We start from the raw sequence: 19,482 nt of genomic DNA, 5'->3' as shown, positions 1-19,482 counted from the left end.
CCCGCCGGCCGCCCTATCCGACACCTCCGCGATCAAGGCGTTGCGACGACCAGTTGAACCCGCCACCTGAACGTCGATTCGATTCGATTCGCGGAGCTGTTGGCGGATACCGGGATAGCTGTTCGGCACTGTGGCGTCGGACAGGGTGCGCGTCGCGTTCACCAACGCCCCGGCGCACTTCACCGCCGATTCCGCAGGTCCAAGACCGAGCTGCCCGCCGCTGCCGACAGGGCGGACGCACGCTGCCAGGCCCCGCATCGGCGCAGGTACGGAAGGCACAGGGCTCATCCTGGGTGCGGCGATCACGCCCCAACGTGCCGCGCTTGGGCGGGGCCCCCAAAAATTGCGTATACGTAACCGCGGACACACCCTTGAGTGGGCAATATTGCGTTGTTAACGTTCACATCCATGCGCGGACCGGTCACTCCGGTACCGACGCCGCGCACATCTGATGCACGTCAGAGGTTTCGGCATCGTTCAGCGGGCCAGGAGGCAATGCCCGATCAGATCGTCGCCGACGCCATCACCCCGATCGTCCCACCGCGTGATCAAAGGAGTTCACCCGTGCCCAGAGTACTAATCAGGATCGGCGCACTGCTCGCCGCCATAGCCCTGTTGTCGGGCTCCTGGTCGGCGACCGCCGACCAGCGCAGCGAGGCGCTGGAGCCGTTCACCGGCTACCTGATGGCGCACTTCACCGGCGAGCACTCGAACGGTGAGCAGATCTACTTCGCGCACAGCCGTGACGGCTTGCACTGGAACGACCTGAACGACGGGGCGCCCGTGCTGCTGTCCACCGTGGGCACGCGCGGTGTGCGCGACCCCGCGCTGGTCCGGTCCCCCGGCGGCGACCGGTACTGGATCATCGCCACCGATCTGCGCATCGCCAACGGCATCACGTTCGATGACGCGGCGACCAAGGGCAGCAAGTCGCTGGTCGTGTGGGAGTCCACCGACCTGGTGAACTGGTCCGAGCCACGCCTGCTCAACGTGGCGGGCGACATCCCCGACGCGGGCGACGCGTGGGCGCCGGAGGCCATCTACAACCCTGCGACGAACGACTACGTCCTCTACTGGGCCACCAACGCCACCCTGAACGGCGTCAAGAAGCACCGCATCTACTACGTGCGCACCACCGACTTCCGCACGATCACGTCACCGGTGCTCTACATCGACCGGGACGCGGGCCGGGGCATCATCGACACGCAGATCATCGAGTCGCCGTCCAGCGTCGGCGGTTACCGCTACTACCGCGCGTCGGCGGACGGCCACATCACCGTCGAGGGCAGCAACTCGATCCTCGGCTCGTGGACCACCATCGGCAACCTCTCGCACATGGGCATCTCCAACGGCACCGGCGGCGGCAACGTGGTCGAGGGTCCGATGTGGGTGCAGTTCAACGACCGCGACGAGTGGGCCCTGTGGCTGGACCAGTACGCCACCGGTAGCGGCTACATGCCGATCACCTCGACCAACCTGGGCAGCACGCGCAACTTCACCACCATCACCGACTACTCGCTGGGTGGCACCCGCAAGCGGCACGGCTCGGTCCTCAACCTCACCGCGGCCGAGGAGAGCCGGGTACTGGCCAAGTGGGGCACCACGACACCGACCAACCGCATCCAGTCCTACAACTTCCAGGACCGGCACGTGCGCCACTACAACTTCGACGTGCGCGTCGACCCCACCGTGAGCCCGGTGCAGGACGCGCAGTTCCGCGTGGTGCCCGGCCTCGCGGGCACCGGAACCGTGTCGTTCCAGTCGGTCAACTTCCCCGGCTACTACCTGCGGCACAGCGACTTCGACTTCGTCCTGGCCTACAACGACGGCACCGACCTGTTCAAGGCGGACGCCACCTTCGAGCAGGTGGCCGGACTCGCTTCGTCGGATTGGAAGTCGTTCCGGTCCTACAACTTCCCCGACCGCTACATCCGCCACTACAACTTCCAACTGCGGCTCGACCCGATCACCGACGCGATCGCCCGTGCCGACGCCACGTTCCGACTGACGAGCTGAACCCCCCCGCAACCCCACTCCGCAACAGGCCGGACGTACCGGCCACATCCCGGCACAGGGCCGGGGTCGCTCGCGACCCCGGCCCTGTGCCTGTCGGTAACTCCACCCACGCAGGTAGGAAGGGCGGTCAGGACACAGGCCTGGAATGGCCCGCAGATGCTCGGGTTCCACGGGTTCCACGGGTTCGTCGGGTGACACGGCATGATGACCGGCTTGTGCTGCTCCGACTCGCCTATCCGGGCGTCACCGACACCTTGCGCTACTGTGCCTGTCGCCCATGAGCGACCGGGACAAGGAGATCCGCGCGCTGCGGCACCAGATCACCGTCCTGGAACGGCAACTCGGTGACGACCGTCCGCGGTTCTCCCCCGGCGACCGCGCGTCCCTCGCGGCACTGCCGCACCGACTCCCGGCCGCCACGCTGCCAGACCCCGCCCCAAGCGGCCCGACCGACCACGCACCACCGCTCGGTCAGACTTCCGGTGCTGCGTCCGGCGCGGGATTGACCCTGCGGCACCGCTTGACCGGTGCCTCCGACCACGAGCGGGACGCGACTCCGGTGACGATCGCGCGCAGGTCCTCGGCCGAGAACCGAAGATGCTTGCCGACAAACGTGCACGGAACCTCACGACGCCCCGCCTTGCGGCGCAGCCACTCAACAGCTCGAAAGCTCGGTGTCCGCTTCAGGCCGGTGGCCGCAGCGGGAAGCCGAGACCGCGGCCGGCCTCGGTGAGTTCGGCGCGGGCACTGGGGTGGGCGACGTGGTCGATGATCTGCTGGGCCTGCTCACCGGCGTCGTGGCCCCAGATGGTGGCCGCGCCCTGTTCGCTGACGAGGTAGCTGTGCTGGAACGAGGTGACGGGGCCTGCCAGGCGGGGCACGACGGTGGACACGTCGGCCTTGGGGTGCCAGGACGGCAGGGCGACGATCGCCCGTCCGCCCGGTGAGTGCAGGGCTCCGACCACGAAGTCGGTCTGCCCGCCGAACCCGGAGTAGATGACCCCGTGCACCCGGCTCGCGTTGGCTTGGGCATACAGGTCCACCTGCAGCGCGCTGTTGATCGAGACCAGGCGAGGCCGGCGGGCGATCAGACCGGGGTCGTTGGTCTTCTCGGTGCGCAGCAGCCGGACCCGCGGGTTGCGGTCAACCCAGCTGTACAGCTCGGCGCTGCCGAACACGAACGAGGCGGTCACCGGGGTGTCCGGGTCGAGCGCGCCCGCCCGCTCCAGGCCGAGCACGCCGTCGCTGAACATCTCCGACCACACCGCCAGGCCCCGCCGCCCGATCAGCGCCGCCAGCACCGCGTCCGGAACGGCGCCGATGCCCATCTGGAGGGTCGCCCCCTCCGGGACGAGCGCCGCCACCCGCTCGGCGATCGCCTGCGACACCTCGCTGGTCGCGCGCGGCGCGGGTGAGGTCAGCGGCTCGTCGACCTCGATCGCGTAGTCCACCTCGTCGCAGGACAGCACCCCGTCGCCGTGGGTGTAGGGCATCCGGGGGTTCAGCTGGGCGATCACCAGTCCGCCGCGGGCGCGGACCGCCTCGATCGCCGCGGGGAGGATGTTGACCTCCGTGCCCAGCGACACGCACCCGTCGACCGGGGTGGAGGTGTGGACCAGCACGATGTCGGGCGGCAACGCCTGCTGGAGCAGGTGCGGGACCAGCGACAACCGGGAGGGGAAGTACCGCAGCGTTCGCTTGCCGCGCATGCCCGGCCCGACGAACGGCGTTTCCAGCACCACGCCGTCGCGGTCGGGCATGCCGGACTGGGCGTTCAGCGCGAACAGGCGGTACTCGGCCACCGCCTCGTCCAGCACGTCCAGCACGTGATGAGGGGTGGCGTGGTTCCCGCTGACCACCACCCGCGGGCAGGGTGCGACTGCGGGCAGCACGGCGGCCAACTGGGCATCGGACAAGACACGCATGAACAATGGTCACCTGACTGGAGCGGTCGCGCGACACGGCGGTTCCGAGACCCCCCGGTCCGGCACTCCGAGGCGATGACCGTTGTCGGGATTGACCGTCAGAACTCGATGACGAGCCTGGCGGGGACCGCGCCGGACAGCACCTCGGCGAAGGAGTCGTTGACGTCGTCGAGCTTGCGGGTCTCGGCGATCACCCTGGTGCGATCGGCGGCGTGCAGGGCGAACACCTCCGTGAGGTCCTGCCGGGTGCCGACGATGGACCCGACGACGCTGATGCCCTTGAGGACCAGGTCGAACACCGGGATCGACAGCACACCGTCGGCGGGCAGGCCGACGCAGACCAGTCGGCCGCCGCGGCGCAGCGAGGCGAACGCCTGCTGGAAGCTCTGCGGCGAGGCGGCGGTCGCGATGGCGACGTCCGCGCCGCCCAGCTCGCCGATCGCGGTGACCGGGTCGGCGGTGCGGGCGTTGACGGTGTGGTCGGCGCCCAGGTCGCGGGCCAGGGCGAGCTTGTCGTCCTCGACGTCCACGGCCACGGTGAAACCGCCGGCGATGCGGGCGTACTGCAGCGCCAAGTGGCCCGAACCGCCGATGCCGAACACCGCGACCCGCTCGGCCGGCCGCACCCCGGCGACCTTCACCGCCTTGTAGGTGGTCACGCCGGCGCACGTCAGCGGCGCGGCGTCCAGGCTGGACACGGCGTCCAGGCTGGACACGGCGTCCGGGACGGGCACGACGTAGCGGGCGTCGGCGAGGGTGTGCTCGGCGTAGCAGCCGTCCACGGAGTAGCCGGTGTTGCGCTGCTGCTCGCACAGCGTCTCCCAGCCCGACACGCAGTAGGAGCACTCACCGCAGGCGTGCCCCAACCACGGGATCGCCACGCGCGTTCCGACCAGCGTGGCGGCCACCCCGTCACCGACGGCCTCGACGATGCCCACGCCCTCGTGACCGGGCACGAACGGCGGGCTCGGCTTGACCGGCCAGTCGCCGTTGGCGGCGTGGATGTCGGTGTGGCAGATGCCCGACGCCTCCAGCCGCACCAGCACCTGACCGGCGGCCGGAGCGAGACCTTGCGAGCGCACAGCGCGCGGTCTTGATCCGCACACGCGATGAGGTCGTCTCCGTCGTGGCGAGCGATCATGACCGAGTTGACTTGGCGGCGGCGCCCTGTTCCCTGCGGTGCAGTCGGCGTTGAGCCCCAGCGGGATGAGGGTGGAGCGGCCGCCGGTGGCGGGCCGTCCGGGCTGGTCGGCGTGGTGCTGGTGGGCGGGGTCGCCGTGGTGGTCGAGGTGGCGCTGGGCGAGGGTTCGTGGATGATCACGTTGGCGCAGTCGGTGACCTTGCCCGCGCCGGCATGGTCGGTGCCGTAAGCCGTTACGCAGAGCGGGTGGTCGCCCACGTCCAGCGGCGGGGGTCCGCACGGTGTAGCGGACCTGGCGCGTGGTAATCAAGGAGCACCGCACAGGGACATGATTTCTGCTCGCATTCGCCCCCCCATCGTTGTGACGCCCGACAACGGGGATCCGCAGCAACGAAATCTGCGGTTCCGCACTCGTGGGCACATACGGAAAGTGTCACCGCATTTCGCCCGTTTGGCACACGACCGGGCTATTACAGTGTGAATCCGGTCGAGTCGCGAATGTGGGGGTGCTCCGTTGAGGACGATGGGAATCGCGGAACTGTTGTCGGTGGCGCGACGGGCCTTCGCCGGCGTCGTCGTCGCGATGTCGGTGGCGGTCGGGGTCGTGGCCGCCGCGCCCGCGACCCAGGCAGCGGACGTCGAGTCGCTGTCGTGCGTGGGCAACGGCGCCAACACCTACCAGCCCGGGGTCACCGCACAGCCCAGGGTCGTCTCCATCAACTCCAGCGCGAACTACGACTCCTGCGTCTCCAACGGGTCACCCACGATCACCGCCGGAGGGTACGCGATCACGGCGAACGGTCTGGTGTCCTGTCTGGGTGGCGGTGTCTCCATCACGGTGACCATCACCTGGAACACCGGCGAGACCACCACCGTCGCCGCGGTGGGACTGGTCGTGCTGCGCCCCGCCAACGAGGTCGTCGTGGTCTACCAGGGCACCGTGACCGCGGGCAGGTTCACCGGAGCCGCCGTTCTGATGACCGCGGCGCTGCTCAACACCACACCGGCACAGTGCCTCACCCCCGAAGGCGTCACCGGCACCAGCGGCCCCGCCAACATCACCATCACCCAACTCGCCTGACCCGACCACCTCACGGCTGACCGACAGTCGGATGCGCCACGAGCTCAGATCCGGCGGCTCAAGGCTCCCCTGAGGACCAAGATCCAAGTCATCAGCCGCAATGACCACTGCCGCCCGCTTGAGAGCGGGTGGGCGGACAACGAAACCGGATTCGCCCATCACCTTCCCGGAGAACAGGAATCGTCATGCGTCTGCGCTCATTGATCGTTGCCCTGGTCGGCGGGCTGCTCGCCGCCGCGGGGTGGTCCCACGTGCCCGCTTCGGCGTCCGTGGTGGAGGTCAACTGCGGCCTCGGTACGCAGGTCGGCACCTACTCCCCCGGCATGACGCTGCTGCCCCGCCAGATCGACTTCAAGGCCACCGGCACGTTGGGCGGCTGCGTGTCCCCCAGCCACCCCGAGATCACCGGCGCTACCTTCACCGCCCTGGTCAGTGGCACGTTCAGCTGCCTGGCCGGTTCCACCACCCACACCTCGACCTACCACTGGAACACCGGGCACAGCAGCACCGTCCGAGGTGGCTTCGAGGTCAACCTCAAGCCCGGCGGCACCACCGTGCTCGTCCTGACCGGCACCGTGGTCGACGGGCTGTTCCAGGGCGCGACCGTCGTGCAGACCAAGGTCCTGCCCGCCACCGACCTCACCGCCTGCCTCACCCCGCAGGGCCTGACCAGCGTCAGCGGCACCGTCACCTTCACCGCCATCCTGTGAACCAGCGAACGGCGGGCGACACCTGATTGCTGCAACGGCACTTGTGCGAGTGGGTAGCCGCGTCGTCTGTAGCGGCTGAGGCGGGCTTGGTGCTGGCGTCGTCGGCGCCAACACGACCGGGACCAGACGCGCTCCGCGCTGGTGGTGGGTCGTAGGATCTAGGCGTCACGAGCAGCCACAGGGGGCGTCCGAATGCACCTTGGCGCGAAGAGGGCTGGTCACCGCGTATGTCGAGCGGTGACCAGCCCTCTTCCCGTCATGACGTCATCGTCGGAACGTCACGACCATGACGGCGACGGCAACAGCACCCACGGCCGCGGCAACGACGAAAGCCCAGCTTCGGTCCACGCCGAGCAGGAAGGTGACCAGACTCGCTACGAAGCCGAGCAGTACCAGAGCGACGACTGCGCGGGCTTGCTGCTTGTTGCGGCGCACGTTGTTTCCTTTCCTGGCCAGATCACCAGAACGCGGCGATCCCAGCGCCGAACCCCAACCCGACAGCCCCGCCGTAGAAGGCGCCCGCTGCCGCGCCGGCAAGAACACTGCGTCTCACGACGATTCCCCCTCACGGAACCGGACACCCCCGGCGTCCGGCACACCCGGCGCACACTCCGGCACCGGCACGTTCGAAACTAACCACCACCATCCGAAAACGCATTTCGGCAGCGCCGATCACGCCAACGCAGCAACACCGAGCCACGCTCGGTCACAATCATGGAAGACGGATGGACTGAAGGGGTGGCTCACCCCGACAGCGACCATGTCGACGTCACGCCGACCACGTAACGACCACGGGCGCCCGTCAACGACGGGCGTCTCAGATCTGTCCCGCCGGCGGGTGCTTCATGTCGGCGTCCGGCGTTCATTCCTTCTGGGACGCACTCGCCGCCTCCGGGGCTGACCCTCCGGCGTGTGCACAAGACTTCGACCATCCGTACAGTCCAATATGGACATCAAATGGCGGCGCCGGCGATCACCCGGTAGCGTGGCTGCGGTTCGCGCAGCTGCTCTGGAGGTTGACGATGCACTCGACGGTCGACTCGTTCCGCACCCCCGGAGGAGTCACGCTCGGGGTCGAGCACTTCGGTGAGGCGGCGGCGCCCCTCGTGCTGCTCGTGGGCGGCACGACCATGCTTTCCTGGCCTGACGCGTTGTGCGAGGCGGTTGCCCGGGGTGGGCGCCACGTCGTGCGTTACGACTTGCGCGACTCGGGTGCCTCGACGGCCGTCGACCCCGGGGCGCCGGCCTACACGTTGCGCGACCTCGCCGCCGACGCCGCCGCGCTCGCCCGCGGACTCGACGACCGGCCCGCGCACCTGGCGGGTATCGGCGTCGGCGGGATGGTCGCCCAGGTCGCCGCGCTCGACCACCCGGAGGCGTTCTCGGCGCTCACGCTCGTGGGGACGCGGCCCGTCGCACCGGGTCCGGTCGACGACGACCTGCCCGACCACGACGCGGCGGTGATGAAGCGGCGGTTCGCGCTCCCGATGCCCGACTGGTCCGACCGCGACGCCGTGGCGGAGTACGCCGCCGCCGGCGCGGAGATCCTCGGCAACGACCCTGCCGCCGCACGCGCGACCGCCGAGCGGATCTTCGACCGCACGCCGGGCACGGAGCCCGTGGTGCAGATGGCCAACCAGATCGGCATGGTGTTCGCCAAGCTCGACTGCACGCCGCGGTGGCGGGAGCGGCTGCCCGAGCTCGCGCTGCCGACGCTCGTGGTCCACGGTCGGCGCGACCCGTTCTTCCCGGTCGGCAACGGCGAGGCGCTCGCGCGCGAGATCCCCGGCGCGCGGTTGCTCGTGCTCGACGACGCCTCGACCGCGATCCCCGCCGCGGCCGCCGACGAGGTCGCCGGGGCGATGCTCGCGCTGTAGTCACGGCGAGCGGATCGCCGATTGACCCGCGTTCCCTGGTCGCAGGCGAGGGCGGCGGTTCCCCGTCCGGTGGAGGCGGTGCGGACGTGGAACCGCCGCGGAACGAGTCAGGAGCAGACGGTGCCGTTCAAGGCGGGTGACGTGAACGGCGGCGTTGTTCCGCTGTAGCTCGCGTTGTAACCGATGGTCGTCGTTCCACCGGTCGGGAGCGACCCGTTCCAGGACGTGTTGACGACCCGGACCACGTCGCCCGTGTCGGTCCACGTCCCGTTCCAGCCCTGCGCCACGGACACGCCCGGTGCCGAGAACGTGAGGGTCCAGCCGTTGATCCCGGGTCCCCGGTTCCCGATCACGATCTCGCCGGTGTACCCGCCGGACCACTGGCTGACCACCCGGTGGGTCACCGTGCAGCCGCTGCCGGGGTTGCCCGTGCTGGTCGTCGTAGTGGTCGTGGTGGTGGTGGTGGTGGACGTCGTGGTGGTGGACGTCGGACCCGCGGCGATCGCCAGGTCGTACGCGCGCTGCGGCACGAACTGGCCTGCCGGCGCGATGCAGCCGTCCGCCTCGCCCGGCAGCTTGACCCACAGGAACGCGGCGATCCTGGCGTCGCCCGTGTTCGTCGTGCTGGGCGTGCCGATCGCGCGGCCGGCGGGGTCGCACCACTCGGTGCCCAGCGGGCCGTTGCCGTTGCGGCTGGTGTCGATCACGGCCTTGAGCCTGCTGTCGCCGAGGGCGTTGAGGATGTTCTTGGTGTACGCCACCTCGTCGGACGTGCTGCGGTAGTTCGACACGTTCGAGGCGATGCCGTCGGCGCTGTTGGAGATGTCCGCGGCGCGGAGCCTGTTGGCGGCTTCCGCCGGGCTCAGCCACGCCGAGTTGCCGATGTCGTAGTACACCTTGGCCTGCGCCGAACCGGACTTCAGCTTCTTGCCCGCGTACGCCATCGACGCCCTGGTCTCGGCCTGCTGGCTCGCCGTCTGGCAGTTGCTCATGATCGGCAGCACGTCGGGTTCCAGCACGATCGCCGCCGGACGACCGGCCAGCCCGGCCGCGACCTCGTCCACCCACGCCCGGTAGGCCGAGTGGGACGGCGCGCCGCCACCGCTGGCGCCGCCGCAGTCGCGGTTGGGGATGTTGTAGACCACCAGGATGGGGATCTTCCCCGCGGACGCCGCCGCGCCGACGAACGAGCTGATCTCCGCGCGCACCGACGAGGTGTTGGTGGTGGTGAACCACCGCGCCTGCGGGACCGAGGCGATCCGGTCGCGGATGACCGGCGCGCGGGAGTCGCCGGGGTTGGCGGCAACCCACCTCGCGCTGGACGTCGACGGGTCGACGTAGAACGATGACTCGGCGGCCTGCGCGGTCGCGCCGCCGCCGACCGCCAGGGCGACGGCCCCCACCACGAGTGCGCTCGACAGCGCGCACGCGGCTGCCGTCCGCTTCTTCCGTGTCATGGTCGCTCCAATCCAGTGCCGGGTACGTGTGTGGACCAAGGGCGGTGAGACCGGCCTGGAACCACGCGCCGGCGGCAGGCGCGCGGTGGCGAGGCTCGGTGCCGGGTGGACCCGCGTGCCGGGGTGTGCCGGGGTCGTCTGGCGAATTCCGGCTCGCCGGAAGCACGCCCCTGACTGTTTCCGCTACCGCGTCCGGCACTCGCAAACGGTTCGACTTCAAATCAAGTTAGCCATGCGGGCGCACGCAGTCAATGAACGGGAACGCTAAATATCTTAGCGCCACCCGCGCGGTCAGCGGTCGCGATCAGGGTGCTGAGCGGGACGATGTGGCCGAAAGTTTCGCTGACGGGAACTCGTCACGCCGACGGTGGGTGGCGCACGCTGCGCCGGGGCACGAGCGTCGGGATCGAGGTGCGGCGCGGCCCGACGACCGCCGTCCCGCCGATCTGGGCCATCAGCAGTTCGAGGGCGTCGCGGGCGACGGCGTCGAAGTCCGGCCGGACCGTGGTCAGCGGCGGGATGAAGTACGCCGCCTCGGGCACGTCGTCGAAGCCGACCACGCTCACGTCGTGCGGCACGCGCCGGCCGCGTTCGCTCATCGCCCGCAGGATGCCCAGCGCCAGGTGGTCGTTGGCCGCGAAGATCGCGGTGACCTCCGGCATCCGCGCCAGCACCTGGCCCGCCCGGTACCCGGACGCGGCGCTCCAGTCGGCGGGCACGATCGGCGGCACCTCCGCGCCCGCGGCCGCCAGCGCGGACCGCCAGCCCGCGATCCGGCCGGCGCTGTCGAACCAGTCCGGCGGACCCGACACGTGCCACACGGTGCGGTGGCCCGAGTCCAGCAGGTGCCGGGTCGCCGCGACGGCGCCCGCCGCCTGGTCGACGGTCACCGTCGCGATGTCGCGCTCCGAGTCGCCGTCCACCATGACCAGCGGCACGTCGGGGGGAATGCTGTCGACCGCCTCGTGCGCCGAGGTCGTCGGCGCGATGACGACGATGCCCGCCACGCGCTGGTCGCGGTGCCGCTCCAGGGCCTTGGCGATCGACTCGCGGTCCAGCACGTTCGCCCGGTGCGTGGTCACGACGAACCCGGCGTGGGCCGCCGCCTGCTCGAACGCGGCCAGCAACGAGGACGGCCCGCACAGGGTCGTGTTCTGCGCCACCACGCCGATCAGCTGCGAGCGGCCCGTGACCAGCGCGCGGGCGACCCGGTTCGGGCGGTACCCCAGCTCGGCGATCGCCGCCTGGACCCGCAGGCGCGTCCGTTCCTGGACGTACGGGTGCCCGTTGAGCACCCGCGACACCGTCTGGTGCGAGACCCCGGCGAGCCGGGCGACGTCGGCCATCGCGGGCGCGCCGGCTGTCCTGTTCCCCACTACCGTCCCCATCCGCGCGACACCCGCGTGCCGCGGGCTTCGTGGCAGCCACTCGGCCCGCGGGTGATCGTTCGCTGCCGAAAGTTTCGACCCTACGGCCGATCGACGGTGACCAGCACGTCAATGTAGTCACGGCCCTTTTCAACAGTCAACGCGCGCGGGTGCTAAATGTTCCGGAGCGATTTTTAGCACCTCGGGTCGACGGTGCCTATTCGTGTCGGCGGGCGCGGCTGGAAGTCGGGACGAGAGGCGCGGCCCGGGAGACGTTCCGGGCCGCTTCTCGTCCCGTCAGGCGGTGGCGCAGGCCATGCCGTTGAGGGTGAAGGACGCGGGTTTGGCGGTGTTGCCGTTGTGGGTCGCCTGGAAGCCGATCCCGATGGACGCGTTCGGTGGGATCGAGGCGTTGTAGGCGACGTTGCGCGCCGTCACGTGGCCGGAGCTGGGCGAGTAGGTGGCGCTCCAGCCCGATGTGATGGTCTGGCCGGCGGGCAGGGTGAAGGTCAGGGACCAGCCGTTGACCGCCGTGGCGCCGGTGTTGGTGATGGTGATGCTCTCGGTCAGGCCGGTGTTCCACGCGTTCACGGTGCTGGTGACGCGGCACGTCCCCGGCGGCTGCACGGTCGTGGTCGTGGTCATGGTTGTGGTGGAGGTCGTTGTGGTGGTGGTGCTTGTGGTGGTCGACGTCGGGTCGACCGCGCGGTCCAGTCCGAAGAACGCGATGGCCTGGGCGGCCATGCCGCCGCTCGGCAGGGTGTGCCCGGCGCCTTGGACGCTGTACGCCTCCACCAGCGTGGCGCCGGCGGAGTTGTTGTAGCGGTGACGGTTCCAGTTGGTCTGCGGGGTGTCGGTGGACGACGGCGTCTGGCTCAGCCCGAAGACGTTGGTCCACTGCTCGATCGACTCCTGGAGCAGCGCGTACGGCACGAGCGTGTCGTTGGTGCCATGCCACAGCTGGACTCGCGGACGCGCGCCGGTGTAGCCGGGGTAGGCCTGGCGCACGGCGTCACCCCACTCCTGCGGGGTGCGGTTCGCCCCTCCCCCGCCCGTGCACCTGCTGCTGCCGGGCGGGAAGTCGGCGGCGTTCGCGAAGCAGTTGAAGGGCACGCCCATGAACGCCGCCCCGGCCTTGAACACGTCCGGGTAGAGGGCGAGCATCTGGTTGGTCATCATGCCGCCCGACGAGGAGCCGGTGGCGAAGACGCGGTTCGGGTCGCCGCCGTAGCGCTGCTGGACGTAGGTCACCATCGACACGAGGGAGACGGGATCGCTGCCACCGCCGCGGCGCTTGGCCGCGTCGGACCAGGTGTCGAAGCACTTGCCGAAGCCGGCTTCCTGCTGGGCGCTGGGGTAGATGACGACGAACCCGTGCCGGTCGGCCAGCGACGCGAACTCGCTGCCCGAGTAGAAGCCGGGGCCCGAGCCGCCGCAGCCGTGCATGGCCACGACGATCGCGGGGTTCGCCGGGCGGACGTCCGGCACGTACACGTGCATCCGCATGCCGCCGGGGTTGGCGCCGAAGCCGGTGACCTCGGTCAACGACGCCGCGGACGCGGGCGTGGGCACGGCGGTGACGAGGCCCGCCACGACCAGCGACGCCGCCGCGGCGACCAACAGGCTCGGTGTGACCTTCATGCGCTCGACTCCCTCGGTTCGCGCACGGATAGGTGACACTTAGAGTGTCGACAGACTCAAAAACTGTCAATCGACCGTCTCGACAGCCCGGTTCGCGCCGACCGGGGCCGGTTACAGTCGGCGCGACCGCCACCGAGTCGCACCGGAGCCGCCGTGACCAGCCCGTACGACATCGACGAGATCTTTCCGGGCGACGACGTCCGGCTGCCCCGGCGGCAGCACGGCAACTCGCCGCAAGGCCTGACCGTGACCCTGATGGCCGACTACACGCTGCGCACCCGCGCCTGGCTGCCGTCGGCGGCCATCGTGGCCCTGCTCGCCGAGGCGGGCGTGAGCCAGGCCGGGGCTCGCGCCACCATCAGCCGGCTCGCCCGCCGCGGCGTGCTGGAAGGCAGCAAGCGGGGCCGCCACAGCTCCTACCGGCTCACGGCGGCCGCCGCGCACAACCTCGCCGCCGGCGGCCGGGCGATCGCGTCCGCCGCCACCACGGCGTGGGACGGGCACTGGACGCTCGTCGCGTTCTCCCTGCCCCAGGAGGACGTCACCCGGCGGCGCGAGCTCCGGGGCCTGCTGCGCTGGCTCGGTTACGCGCCCCTCTACGACGGCCTGTGGATCTCGCCGCGCGAACTCACCGACAAGCTCGGGGCGCACCTCGTGGACGTCGGGGGCGTGACCGTCTTCCGCGCGCGCCACGTCGACGTCGGCGCCACCGGCCGCGCCCCCCTCGACGCCTGGGACACCACCGCCATCACCCACGACTACGAGGAGTTCATCCGGCGCTGGAACGCCGTGCTGCCCGACATCCGATGCTCCCGGATCACCGGCCCGGAGGCGGTGCGCGCGCGGACCGAGGTCATGGACACCTACCGGCGCCTCCCCATCCTCGACCCCGGCCTCCCCCTCGACCTGCTCCCGCCGGGATGGCCGCGCGAGCCCGCCCGCGACGTGTTCAACGCCGTCTACGACGGCCTCGCCGCGCCCGCCCAGGAGCACGTGCGCGCCGTCGCCAGCCGCTTCACCACCGACCCGCTCCCCGACGTGCGGGCCCACACGGTCGCGGACCTGCTCGCCGGGGTGGTCGACGTTCCCGAACCCGTCGCCGGACGAGGCCGCTGACCCCGCTCAGGCCGGGACGCGCAGGGTCCACTGCTGGTTCGGCTGGCCGGTGCACGTCCACAGGACCAGCTTGGCGCCGTTGGCGGTGCCCAGGTTGTGCGCGTCGAGGCACAGGCCGGACTGCACGCTGGTGATGGTGCCGTTGGCGTTCACGTTCCACTGCTGGTTGGTGTCGCCGTGGCAGTCCCAGGTGACCACCTGCGTGCCGTTGGTCGTGCCCCGGCCGTAGGCGTCGAGGCACTTGGAGCCCAGCACGACGAGCTGCCTGGACGAGTTGTGCGTCCACGCCTGGTTGGGCTGGGTGTGGCAGTCCCACAGCTGGAGCTGCGTGCCGTTCGTCGTGGTCGAGCCCGGCACGTCGAGGCAGCGTCCCGACGGCACGCCGACGACCTGCCTGCCCGACGAGGCGACCGGGCTCCCGATGCTCCCCGGCACGGCGCGCAGCGCGGCGTACCAGGTCGCGGCCATCTTGTCGTAGCCGGTGGCGGTGGGGTGGACGCCGTCGATCAGGTCGGCCGTCGTCAGCGCGGCGTGCATGTCCACCAGGCGCACCCGCTTGCCCGCGTTCACCTTGCCCTGCACGATGCCGGGGATCGCGGCGTTGTAGGTCCGGGCCGCGGCCTCCTGCCCGGCGTTGGCCAGCGGGATGATCGTCGCGACGAACACGTCGGCGTTCGGCACGGTCGCCGTCACGCGGTCGATCAGCGCCGACAGGCGGGCGGGCGCGGTGGCCACGTTGTGGTTCTGCAGGATGTCGTTGGTGCCGATGTGCAGCAGCACCGTGCGCGGGGTCGTGTTCCGCAGCCAGGTGACGACGTTCGCGTCGACCTGGTCGATGCGCCAGCCCGGGTGGCCCTGGTGGTCGTGGTCCCCGAGCGAGGCGGGACCGTTGAACTGGGAGCCGACGAAGTCCACCCGGTAGTTGCCGGCGCCGAACCGCTGCCACAGCCCGATCCGGTAGCCGCCGGGCACCTGCGTGCCCTCGGTGATGGAGTCGCCCAGCGGCATGACGCGCACCCCGCCGTTGGACTCGGCGGCGGCCGGACCGACCGGCAGCACCGCGGCGGTGATCAACGCCGCGGCGCAGGCGGCGAGTCTCCGGAAGCGTGGTCGCATGTGTTCTCCTGGTTGGAGGTCATCGGCGCGGAAGTCGGGAGCGCGCTCCTCGTGGCGGCCGAGCCAGCTCTTGTTCGCGCTCACATGCCGCGCCCACATCGGACGATCTGGTGCCCGGAGTCTGTGAGCGCGGCATGTGGAGTGGCAAGGTTGCGGCAACGTTAGCGTTCACATTGGGCTGTTGAGACGGCGAACGGCCCAACGGCTCAGGCGCGCACGCCCCACTGCTGGTTCGCGCCGCCGTGGCACGACCAGAGGTGGATCAGGGTGCCGTTCGTGGTCCCGTTGCCGGCGGCGTCGAGGCACAGCCCGGACTGCACGCCGGTGATGGTGCCGTTGGCGTTGAGGTTCCACTGCTGGTTCGCTTGTCCGTTGCAGTCCCAGATGATCGCCGCGGTGCCGTTGGCGGTGCCCTGGCCGCTGGCGTCGAGGCACTTGGCGCCGTTCACCACGAGTTGCCTGCCCGCTGTGTACGTCCACCGCTGGTTCGCGCCGCCGTTGCAGTCCCAGAGCCGTGCCTGGGCGCCGTTGCCGCTCCCGGCGGCGACCTCGACGCAGCGGCCCGACTGGCCGCCCACGAGCAGGCCGTTCTGCGGACCGCCGCCGCTGCCACCGGGCCCCGCGTTCGCCATCACGGCCTGCGCGCCGGACGGCCAGTTCCCGTTGGCGACCGTGACGTTGCCGGACACCACGTTGCCGCGGTCGCCGTTGGTCACGTTGGTGCTGCTGTTGGTCGACCAGTTGTCGGTGACCGTCCAGTTGCCCATGTTCTCGCCGCCCCAGTAGTTGGCGGTGGCCCACGTCCCGGTGGCGGAGAAGACGTTGTTGGTCACGGTGTAGTAGCGGGAGCCCTCGTCGAAGTAGACGCCGAAGTGGCCGTTCGTCCGCTGGCAGTGGTTGCCGCTGATCATCGCGTTCGGGTTCCACGCGAGGGTGTAGATGCAGCCGCCGTCGTTCATCTGCTGCATGACGTCGTGGATGTGGTTGTTGGTGAGCCGGTTGTTCGACGCCGTGGTGGGGGTCGTGTAGCGCGGTTGGTGGTTGTACAGGCCGCGGTTGGCGTAGTGGTTGCTGCCGCCCGCGTCGTTGGCGCCCCAGCCGTACCCGCTGGACATGCCGGAGTACGGCATGTTGTAGACCTCGTTGTGCGCCACGGTCGCGGTGCTGACGTAGGTGTTGAGGACCGAGACGTTGCCCCGGTACTCGACGCCGAGGTCGTGGATGCGGTTGTGGCTGACGGTGATGTCGCGGTTGACCATCCGCCGGTCGCCGGGGTGGTGCGCGTCGGCGCGCACCCCGCCGACCACGATGCCGCCGGCCGAGCCGCGGGCGATCTCGGACCGGGTGACGGTGACGTTGCTCGCGCCCAGCCCGACCCCGCTCGCGTGGGCGTTGGCGTCGTTGCCGATCCCGATGGCGGTCTGCCCCAGGTTGACGAACCGCGAGTCGCTGAACGTGATGGTGTCGGCGGCGGACACCTGCACCGCCGCCGGCATCTGCGACCAGTGCGGCCGCGCGGCCTCGAACTGGGCGCAACCGTTCTGGCACGAGGTGATCCGGTCGGCGGGCCAGTTCCAGTTGCCCGCCAGGTACGCGCCGGTCTGCTGGTCCGCGTAGCCCTGGTTGCCGCTGGGGCCCAGCCAACTGGTGCCGGTGAACGTGATGCCGCTGAACGAGATGTGGTGGGCCGGGGCGTCGTACGTGCCGCCGACGTTGACGAGCGACTGGAGCACCGGCAGCTCCACGGCGGCGGTGCTCATGCTCTGCCCGGCCAACGGGATGTAGGACAGCGCGCCGGTGGCGGGGTTGAGGTGCCACTCCCCCGGCGAGTCCAGGAACTCGTAGGCGTTGGCCAGGTAGAAGGGGCCCGCCCGGTGCGGCGCGGCGAGCGTGTCGTACCCGAAGGTGTTGTTGTTCCAGGCGGGTTGTTGCATCGTCAGGAAGTTGCCGCTGATGCTCTGCACCGGCGAGTACCGGTCGGTGAACGAGTTGACGCTCTCCACCTCGACGCGGTTCTGGTTGGCGAGGTTGTTCAGGTAGCCGAGCGTGGTGTTGGAGAACCGCATGCCGGTGCCGGTGAACGTGAAGTCGGCGCGGTTGACCTGCGTGCGCGCACGGGTCGCGATCGCGCCGTTGACGTACAGCTGCCGGGAGTCGATCCCGGTGGGGACGTTCGCGCGCCAGATGTTCCGGCCCGCGTCGACGACCGACCAGCCGGTGACGGCGCGGGCGCCGCTGATCACGGGACGCGCGGACGGGGCCGCCTGCCACAGCACGCGGTAGCCGTTGGAGCCGGAGTCGGCCGCGGTCAGCCGCAGCGGCTCGGACAGCCGGTACGCGCCGTCGGCCAACTGCACGACGATGTCACCGGACATGGCGTCGTTCAACGACCGCACCGCGGCCTGGGCGGCCGACAACGAGCACGGCTGGGTGGCGGTGCAGCCGGTGCCTGCGCCGGACGGGGACGCGTGGAGCGTGGTGGTGGCGGCGTGCGCGGGAGGGGCGAAGGTCACCACCGCCGCCAGCACCGCGGCGGCGGCACCGGCCGAGGCCGACCTCCGCACAGCAGGGGACGAGGACGCGAGCACGTGGACCTCCTGGCATCGGGGTGGTGCGGCGGTCGGACGGGGTGGCGGCCCCGGCGGGGGTCGATCAGGACGGCAGCGGGTTCAGGCGGTCGGGCGGGACGGCGACGCCCGGCGTCACCGCCAGCAGGCGGTGCCCGGCGCGTTCCGGCCGGACGTGGGGGCTCCCGGGCGCCGGAGCGGTCGGGCGGAGGTGGGACGCGGCGACCGCTTCCTCGTCGACGCGGAGGCCCAGCCCCGGGCTGTCACCCAGGACGAACGCGCCGTCCTCGACGTGGAGGTCGAGCGTGAGGCCCGACGGCGGCCGCAGGTCCTGCAGCTCGGTGACGAGGTGGTTCGGCACCGACGTCGCCGCGTGCAGCAAGCCCACCGGCGTGGCGCCGATCGGGCTCACCGGCAGGTCGTGGGCGTGCGCGAGGGCCGCGACCCGCAGGAAGTGCGTGACGCCCCAGCCGGCCCCCGCCTGCACGACGTCCACCGCTCCCGCCGCGATCAGTGGCCGGTACTGCTCCAGCCCGGTGAGGTTCTCGCCGCTCGCGACCGACGCCCGGACCCCTCGGCTGACGGCCGCGTGCCCCTCCACGTCCCACCGCCTGACCGGCTCCTCGACCCAGATCAGGTCGAGCGTGCGCTCCAGTTCGCCGACGTGGCGGACGGCCTGCTTGCGGGTCAGCGCCTCGTTGACGTCGAGCATCAGCCCCGGCCGCGTCCCCGGCCCGGCGGCGGTGAGCACGTCGCGCACCAGGATGAGGCGGTCCCGGTCCCGCTCGACGTCGAGGCCCCCCTTGATCTTCGCGACCTTCAGGCCGTGAGCGGCGTAGGTCTCGTACGCCGCCACCAGTTCGTCGTCGCCGAGCCCGATGTCCAGACCCGAGGCGTAGGCGGGCACGCGGCGGTCGCGTCCGCCGAGCAGTCGCCACAGCGGTTCGCCGACGGCCTGCGCCTTGATGTCCCACAGCGCCGTGTCGAGCGCGCCGATGGTGCCGAACACCGCGCCCCCGTGGCCCGCCTTGAACACCTGGCGCAGCATCCGGTCGTAGAGCGCGGTGACGCCGCGCGGGTCCTCGCCCTCGACGGCGGCGAACACGGACTCGATCTCGACGTGCGACCCGAGGCCGACGCCGGTGATCCCCACGTCCGTCTCCACGACGACGAGCGGCACCCGGATGACGCCGTCGGCGAAGACGCCGTTGGCGTCGCCGACCGGCCTGCCCCAGTCCTGGACGGTGGTCAGGGTCCGATAACCGGTGATGCGCATGGTCAGCCCTTCGTGGCTGCGGCGCTGACGCCGTCGGCGGTCCGGCGCCGCGGGACTGTGGCCGAGGCGATCCGGAGCAGGGACGTGGAACCACTTCGCAGCGTACTGATTTCAGGCCCTCCAGGGAACGATGAGTAATACTTACCCCGATCAGCCGCCGCAGGACGTCTCCGTACTTGACGCCGCAGCAGG

Annotated in this window: 14 protein-coding genes; 5 read left to right on the top strand and 9 right to left on the bottom strand. The window is 70.7% G+C overall.

Annotation, left to right across the window (positions count from 1 at the left end; genetic code table 11):
* Positions 1 to 564 precede the first annotated feature (564 nt).
* Entirely contained in the window at positions 565 to 2,016 is a 1,452-nt protein-coding gene (locus ACRAKH_RS12810; RefSeq protein ID WP_380720420.1) for a glycoside hydrolase family 43 protein, read from the top strand.
* A 683-nt stretch (positions 2,017 to 2,699) separates the two neighbouring features.
* On the opposite strand, the gene ACRAKH_RS12805 is transcribed toward ACRAKH_RS12810, so the two are convergent.
* The gene (locus ACRAKH_RS12805) at positions 2,700 to 3,941 is read right to left on the bottom strand and encodes an acetyl-CoA hydrolase/transferase family protein (RefSeq protein WP_380720417.1); all 1,242 of its coding nucleotides are present in this window, start codon (positions 3,939 to 3,941) and stop codon (positions 2,700 to 2,702) included.
* 98 nt (positions 3,942 to 4,039) lie between these two features.
* Entirely contained in the window at positions 4,040 to 5,023 is a 984-nt protein-coding gene (locus ACRAKH_RS12800; RefSeq protein WP_380720414.1) for a zinc-dependent alcohol dehydrogenase, read from the bottom strand.
* Positions 5,024 to 5,605: 582 nt separating this feature from the next.
* On the opposite strand from ACRAKH_RS12800, the gene ACRAKH_RS12795 reads away from it, so the two are divergent.
* Together ACRAKH_RS12795 and ACRAKH_RS12790 are read left to right on the top strand one after the other, a co-directional pair.
* A complete protein-coding gene (locus ACRAKH_RS12795) occupies positions 5,606 to 6,163 on the top strand; it encodes a hypothetical protein (RefSeq protein WP_380720412.1) in 558 nt (185 codons plus the stop codon).
* A 185-nt stretch (positions 6,164 to 6,348) separates the two neighbouring features.
* Complete coding sequence (locus ACRAKH_RS12790; RefSeq protein WP_380720409.1) at positions 6,349 to 6,873, top strand: hypothetical protein; 525 nt, start codon at positions 6,349 to 6,351, stop codon at positions 6,871 to 6,873.
* A gap of 264 nt (positions 6,874 to 7,137) precedes the next feature.
* Here ACRAKH_RS12790 and ACRAKH_RS12785 read toward each other — a convergent pair whose 3' ends face one another.
* Positions 7,138 to 7,308, bottom strand: a complete 171-nt coding sequence (locus ACRAKH_RS12785; protein WP_380720406.1) for a hypothetical protein — start codon at positions 7,306 to 7,308, stop codon at positions 7,138 to 7,140.
* A gap of 587 nt (positions 7,309 to 7,895) precedes the next feature.
* Between ACRAKH_RS12785 and ACRAKH_RS12780 the strand changes: the two genes are divergently transcribed.
* Complete coding sequence (locus tag ACRAKH_RS12780) at positions 7,896 to 8,750, top strand: alpha/beta fold hydrolase (RefSeq protein ID WP_380720404.1); 855 nt, start codon at positions 7,896 to 7,898, stop codon at positions 8,748 to 8,750.
* A 107-nt stretch (positions 8,751 to 8,857) separates the two neighbouring features.
* On the opposite strand, the gene ACRAKH_RS12775 is transcribed toward ACRAKH_RS12780, so the two are convergent.
* The 3 genes from ACRAKH_RS12775 to ACRAKH_RS12765 form a co-directional block, all read right to left on the bottom strand.
* Positions 8,858 to 10,207, bottom strand: coding sequence for a glycoside hydrolase family 6 protein (locus tag ACRAKH_RS12775; RefSeq protein ID WP_380720401.1), 1,350 nt, complete (start codon positions 10,205 to 10,207; stop codon positions 8,858 to 8,860).
* Positions 10,208 to 10,563: 356 nt separating this feature from the next.
* The gene (locus ACRAKH_RS12770) at positions 10,564 to 11,583 is read right to left on the bottom strand and encodes a LacI family DNA-binding transcriptional regulator (protein WP_447009833.1); all 1,020 of its coding nucleotides are present in this window, start codon (positions 11,581 to 11,583) and stop codon (positions 10,564 to 10,566) included.
* A 288-nt stretch (positions 11,584 to 11,871) separates the two neighbouring features.
* Positions 11,872 to 13,215: an extracellular catalytic domain type 1 short-chain-length polyhydroxyalkanoate depolymerase gene (locus ACRAKH_RS12765; RefSeq protein WP_380720396.1), complete on the bottom strand. Its 1,344-nt coding sequence runs from the start codon at positions 13,213 to 13,215 to the stop codon at positions 11,872 to 11,874.
* Between the two features lie 153 nt (positions 13,216 to 13,368).
* On the opposite strand from ACRAKH_RS12765, the gene ACRAKH_RS12760 reads away from it, so the two are divergent.
* Positions 13,369 to 14,331: a PaaX family transcriptional regulator gene (locus ACRAKH_RS12760; protein WP_380720393.1), complete on the top strand. Its 963-nt coding sequence runs from the start codon at positions 13,369 to 13,371 to the stop codon at positions 14,329 to 14,331.
* 6 nt (positions 14,332 to 14,337) lie between these two features.
* Here ACRAKH_RS12760 and ACRAKH_RS12755 read toward each other — a convergent pair whose 3' ends face one another.
* The 3 genes from ACRAKH_RS12755 to ACRAKH_RS12745 form a co-directional block, all read right to left on the bottom strand.
* Positions 14,338 to 15,447, bottom strand: a complete 1,110-nt coding sequence (locus ACRAKH_RS12755; protein WP_380720390.1) for a ricin-type beta-trefoil lectin domain protein — start codon at positions 15,445 to 15,447, stop codon at positions 14,338 to 14,340.
* Between the two features lie 206 nt (positions 15,448 to 15,653).
* Positions 15,654 to 18,035: an RICIN domain-containing protein gene (locus tag ACRAKH_RS12750; protein ID WP_380720388.1), complete on the bottom strand. Its 2,382-nt coding sequence runs from the start codon at positions 18,033 to 18,035 to the stop codon at positions 15,654 to 15,656.
* A gap of 64 nt (positions 18,036 to 18,099) precedes the next feature.
* The gene (locus ACRAKH_RS12745; RefSeq protein WP_380720385.1) at positions 18,100 to 19,290 is read right to left on the bottom strand and encodes a mandelate racemase/muconate lactonizing enzyme family protein; all 1,191 of its coding nucleotides are present in this window, start codon (positions 19,288 to 19,290) and stop codon (positions 18,100 to 18,102) included.
* Positions 19,291 to 19,482: the final 192 nt, after the last annotated feature.

Source organism: Saccharothrix hoggarensis (assembly GCF_052936025.1).
The sequence above is the reverse complement of the archived record's forward strand: the minus strand, read 5'-3'. Positions and strand labels throughout refer to the sequence as shown.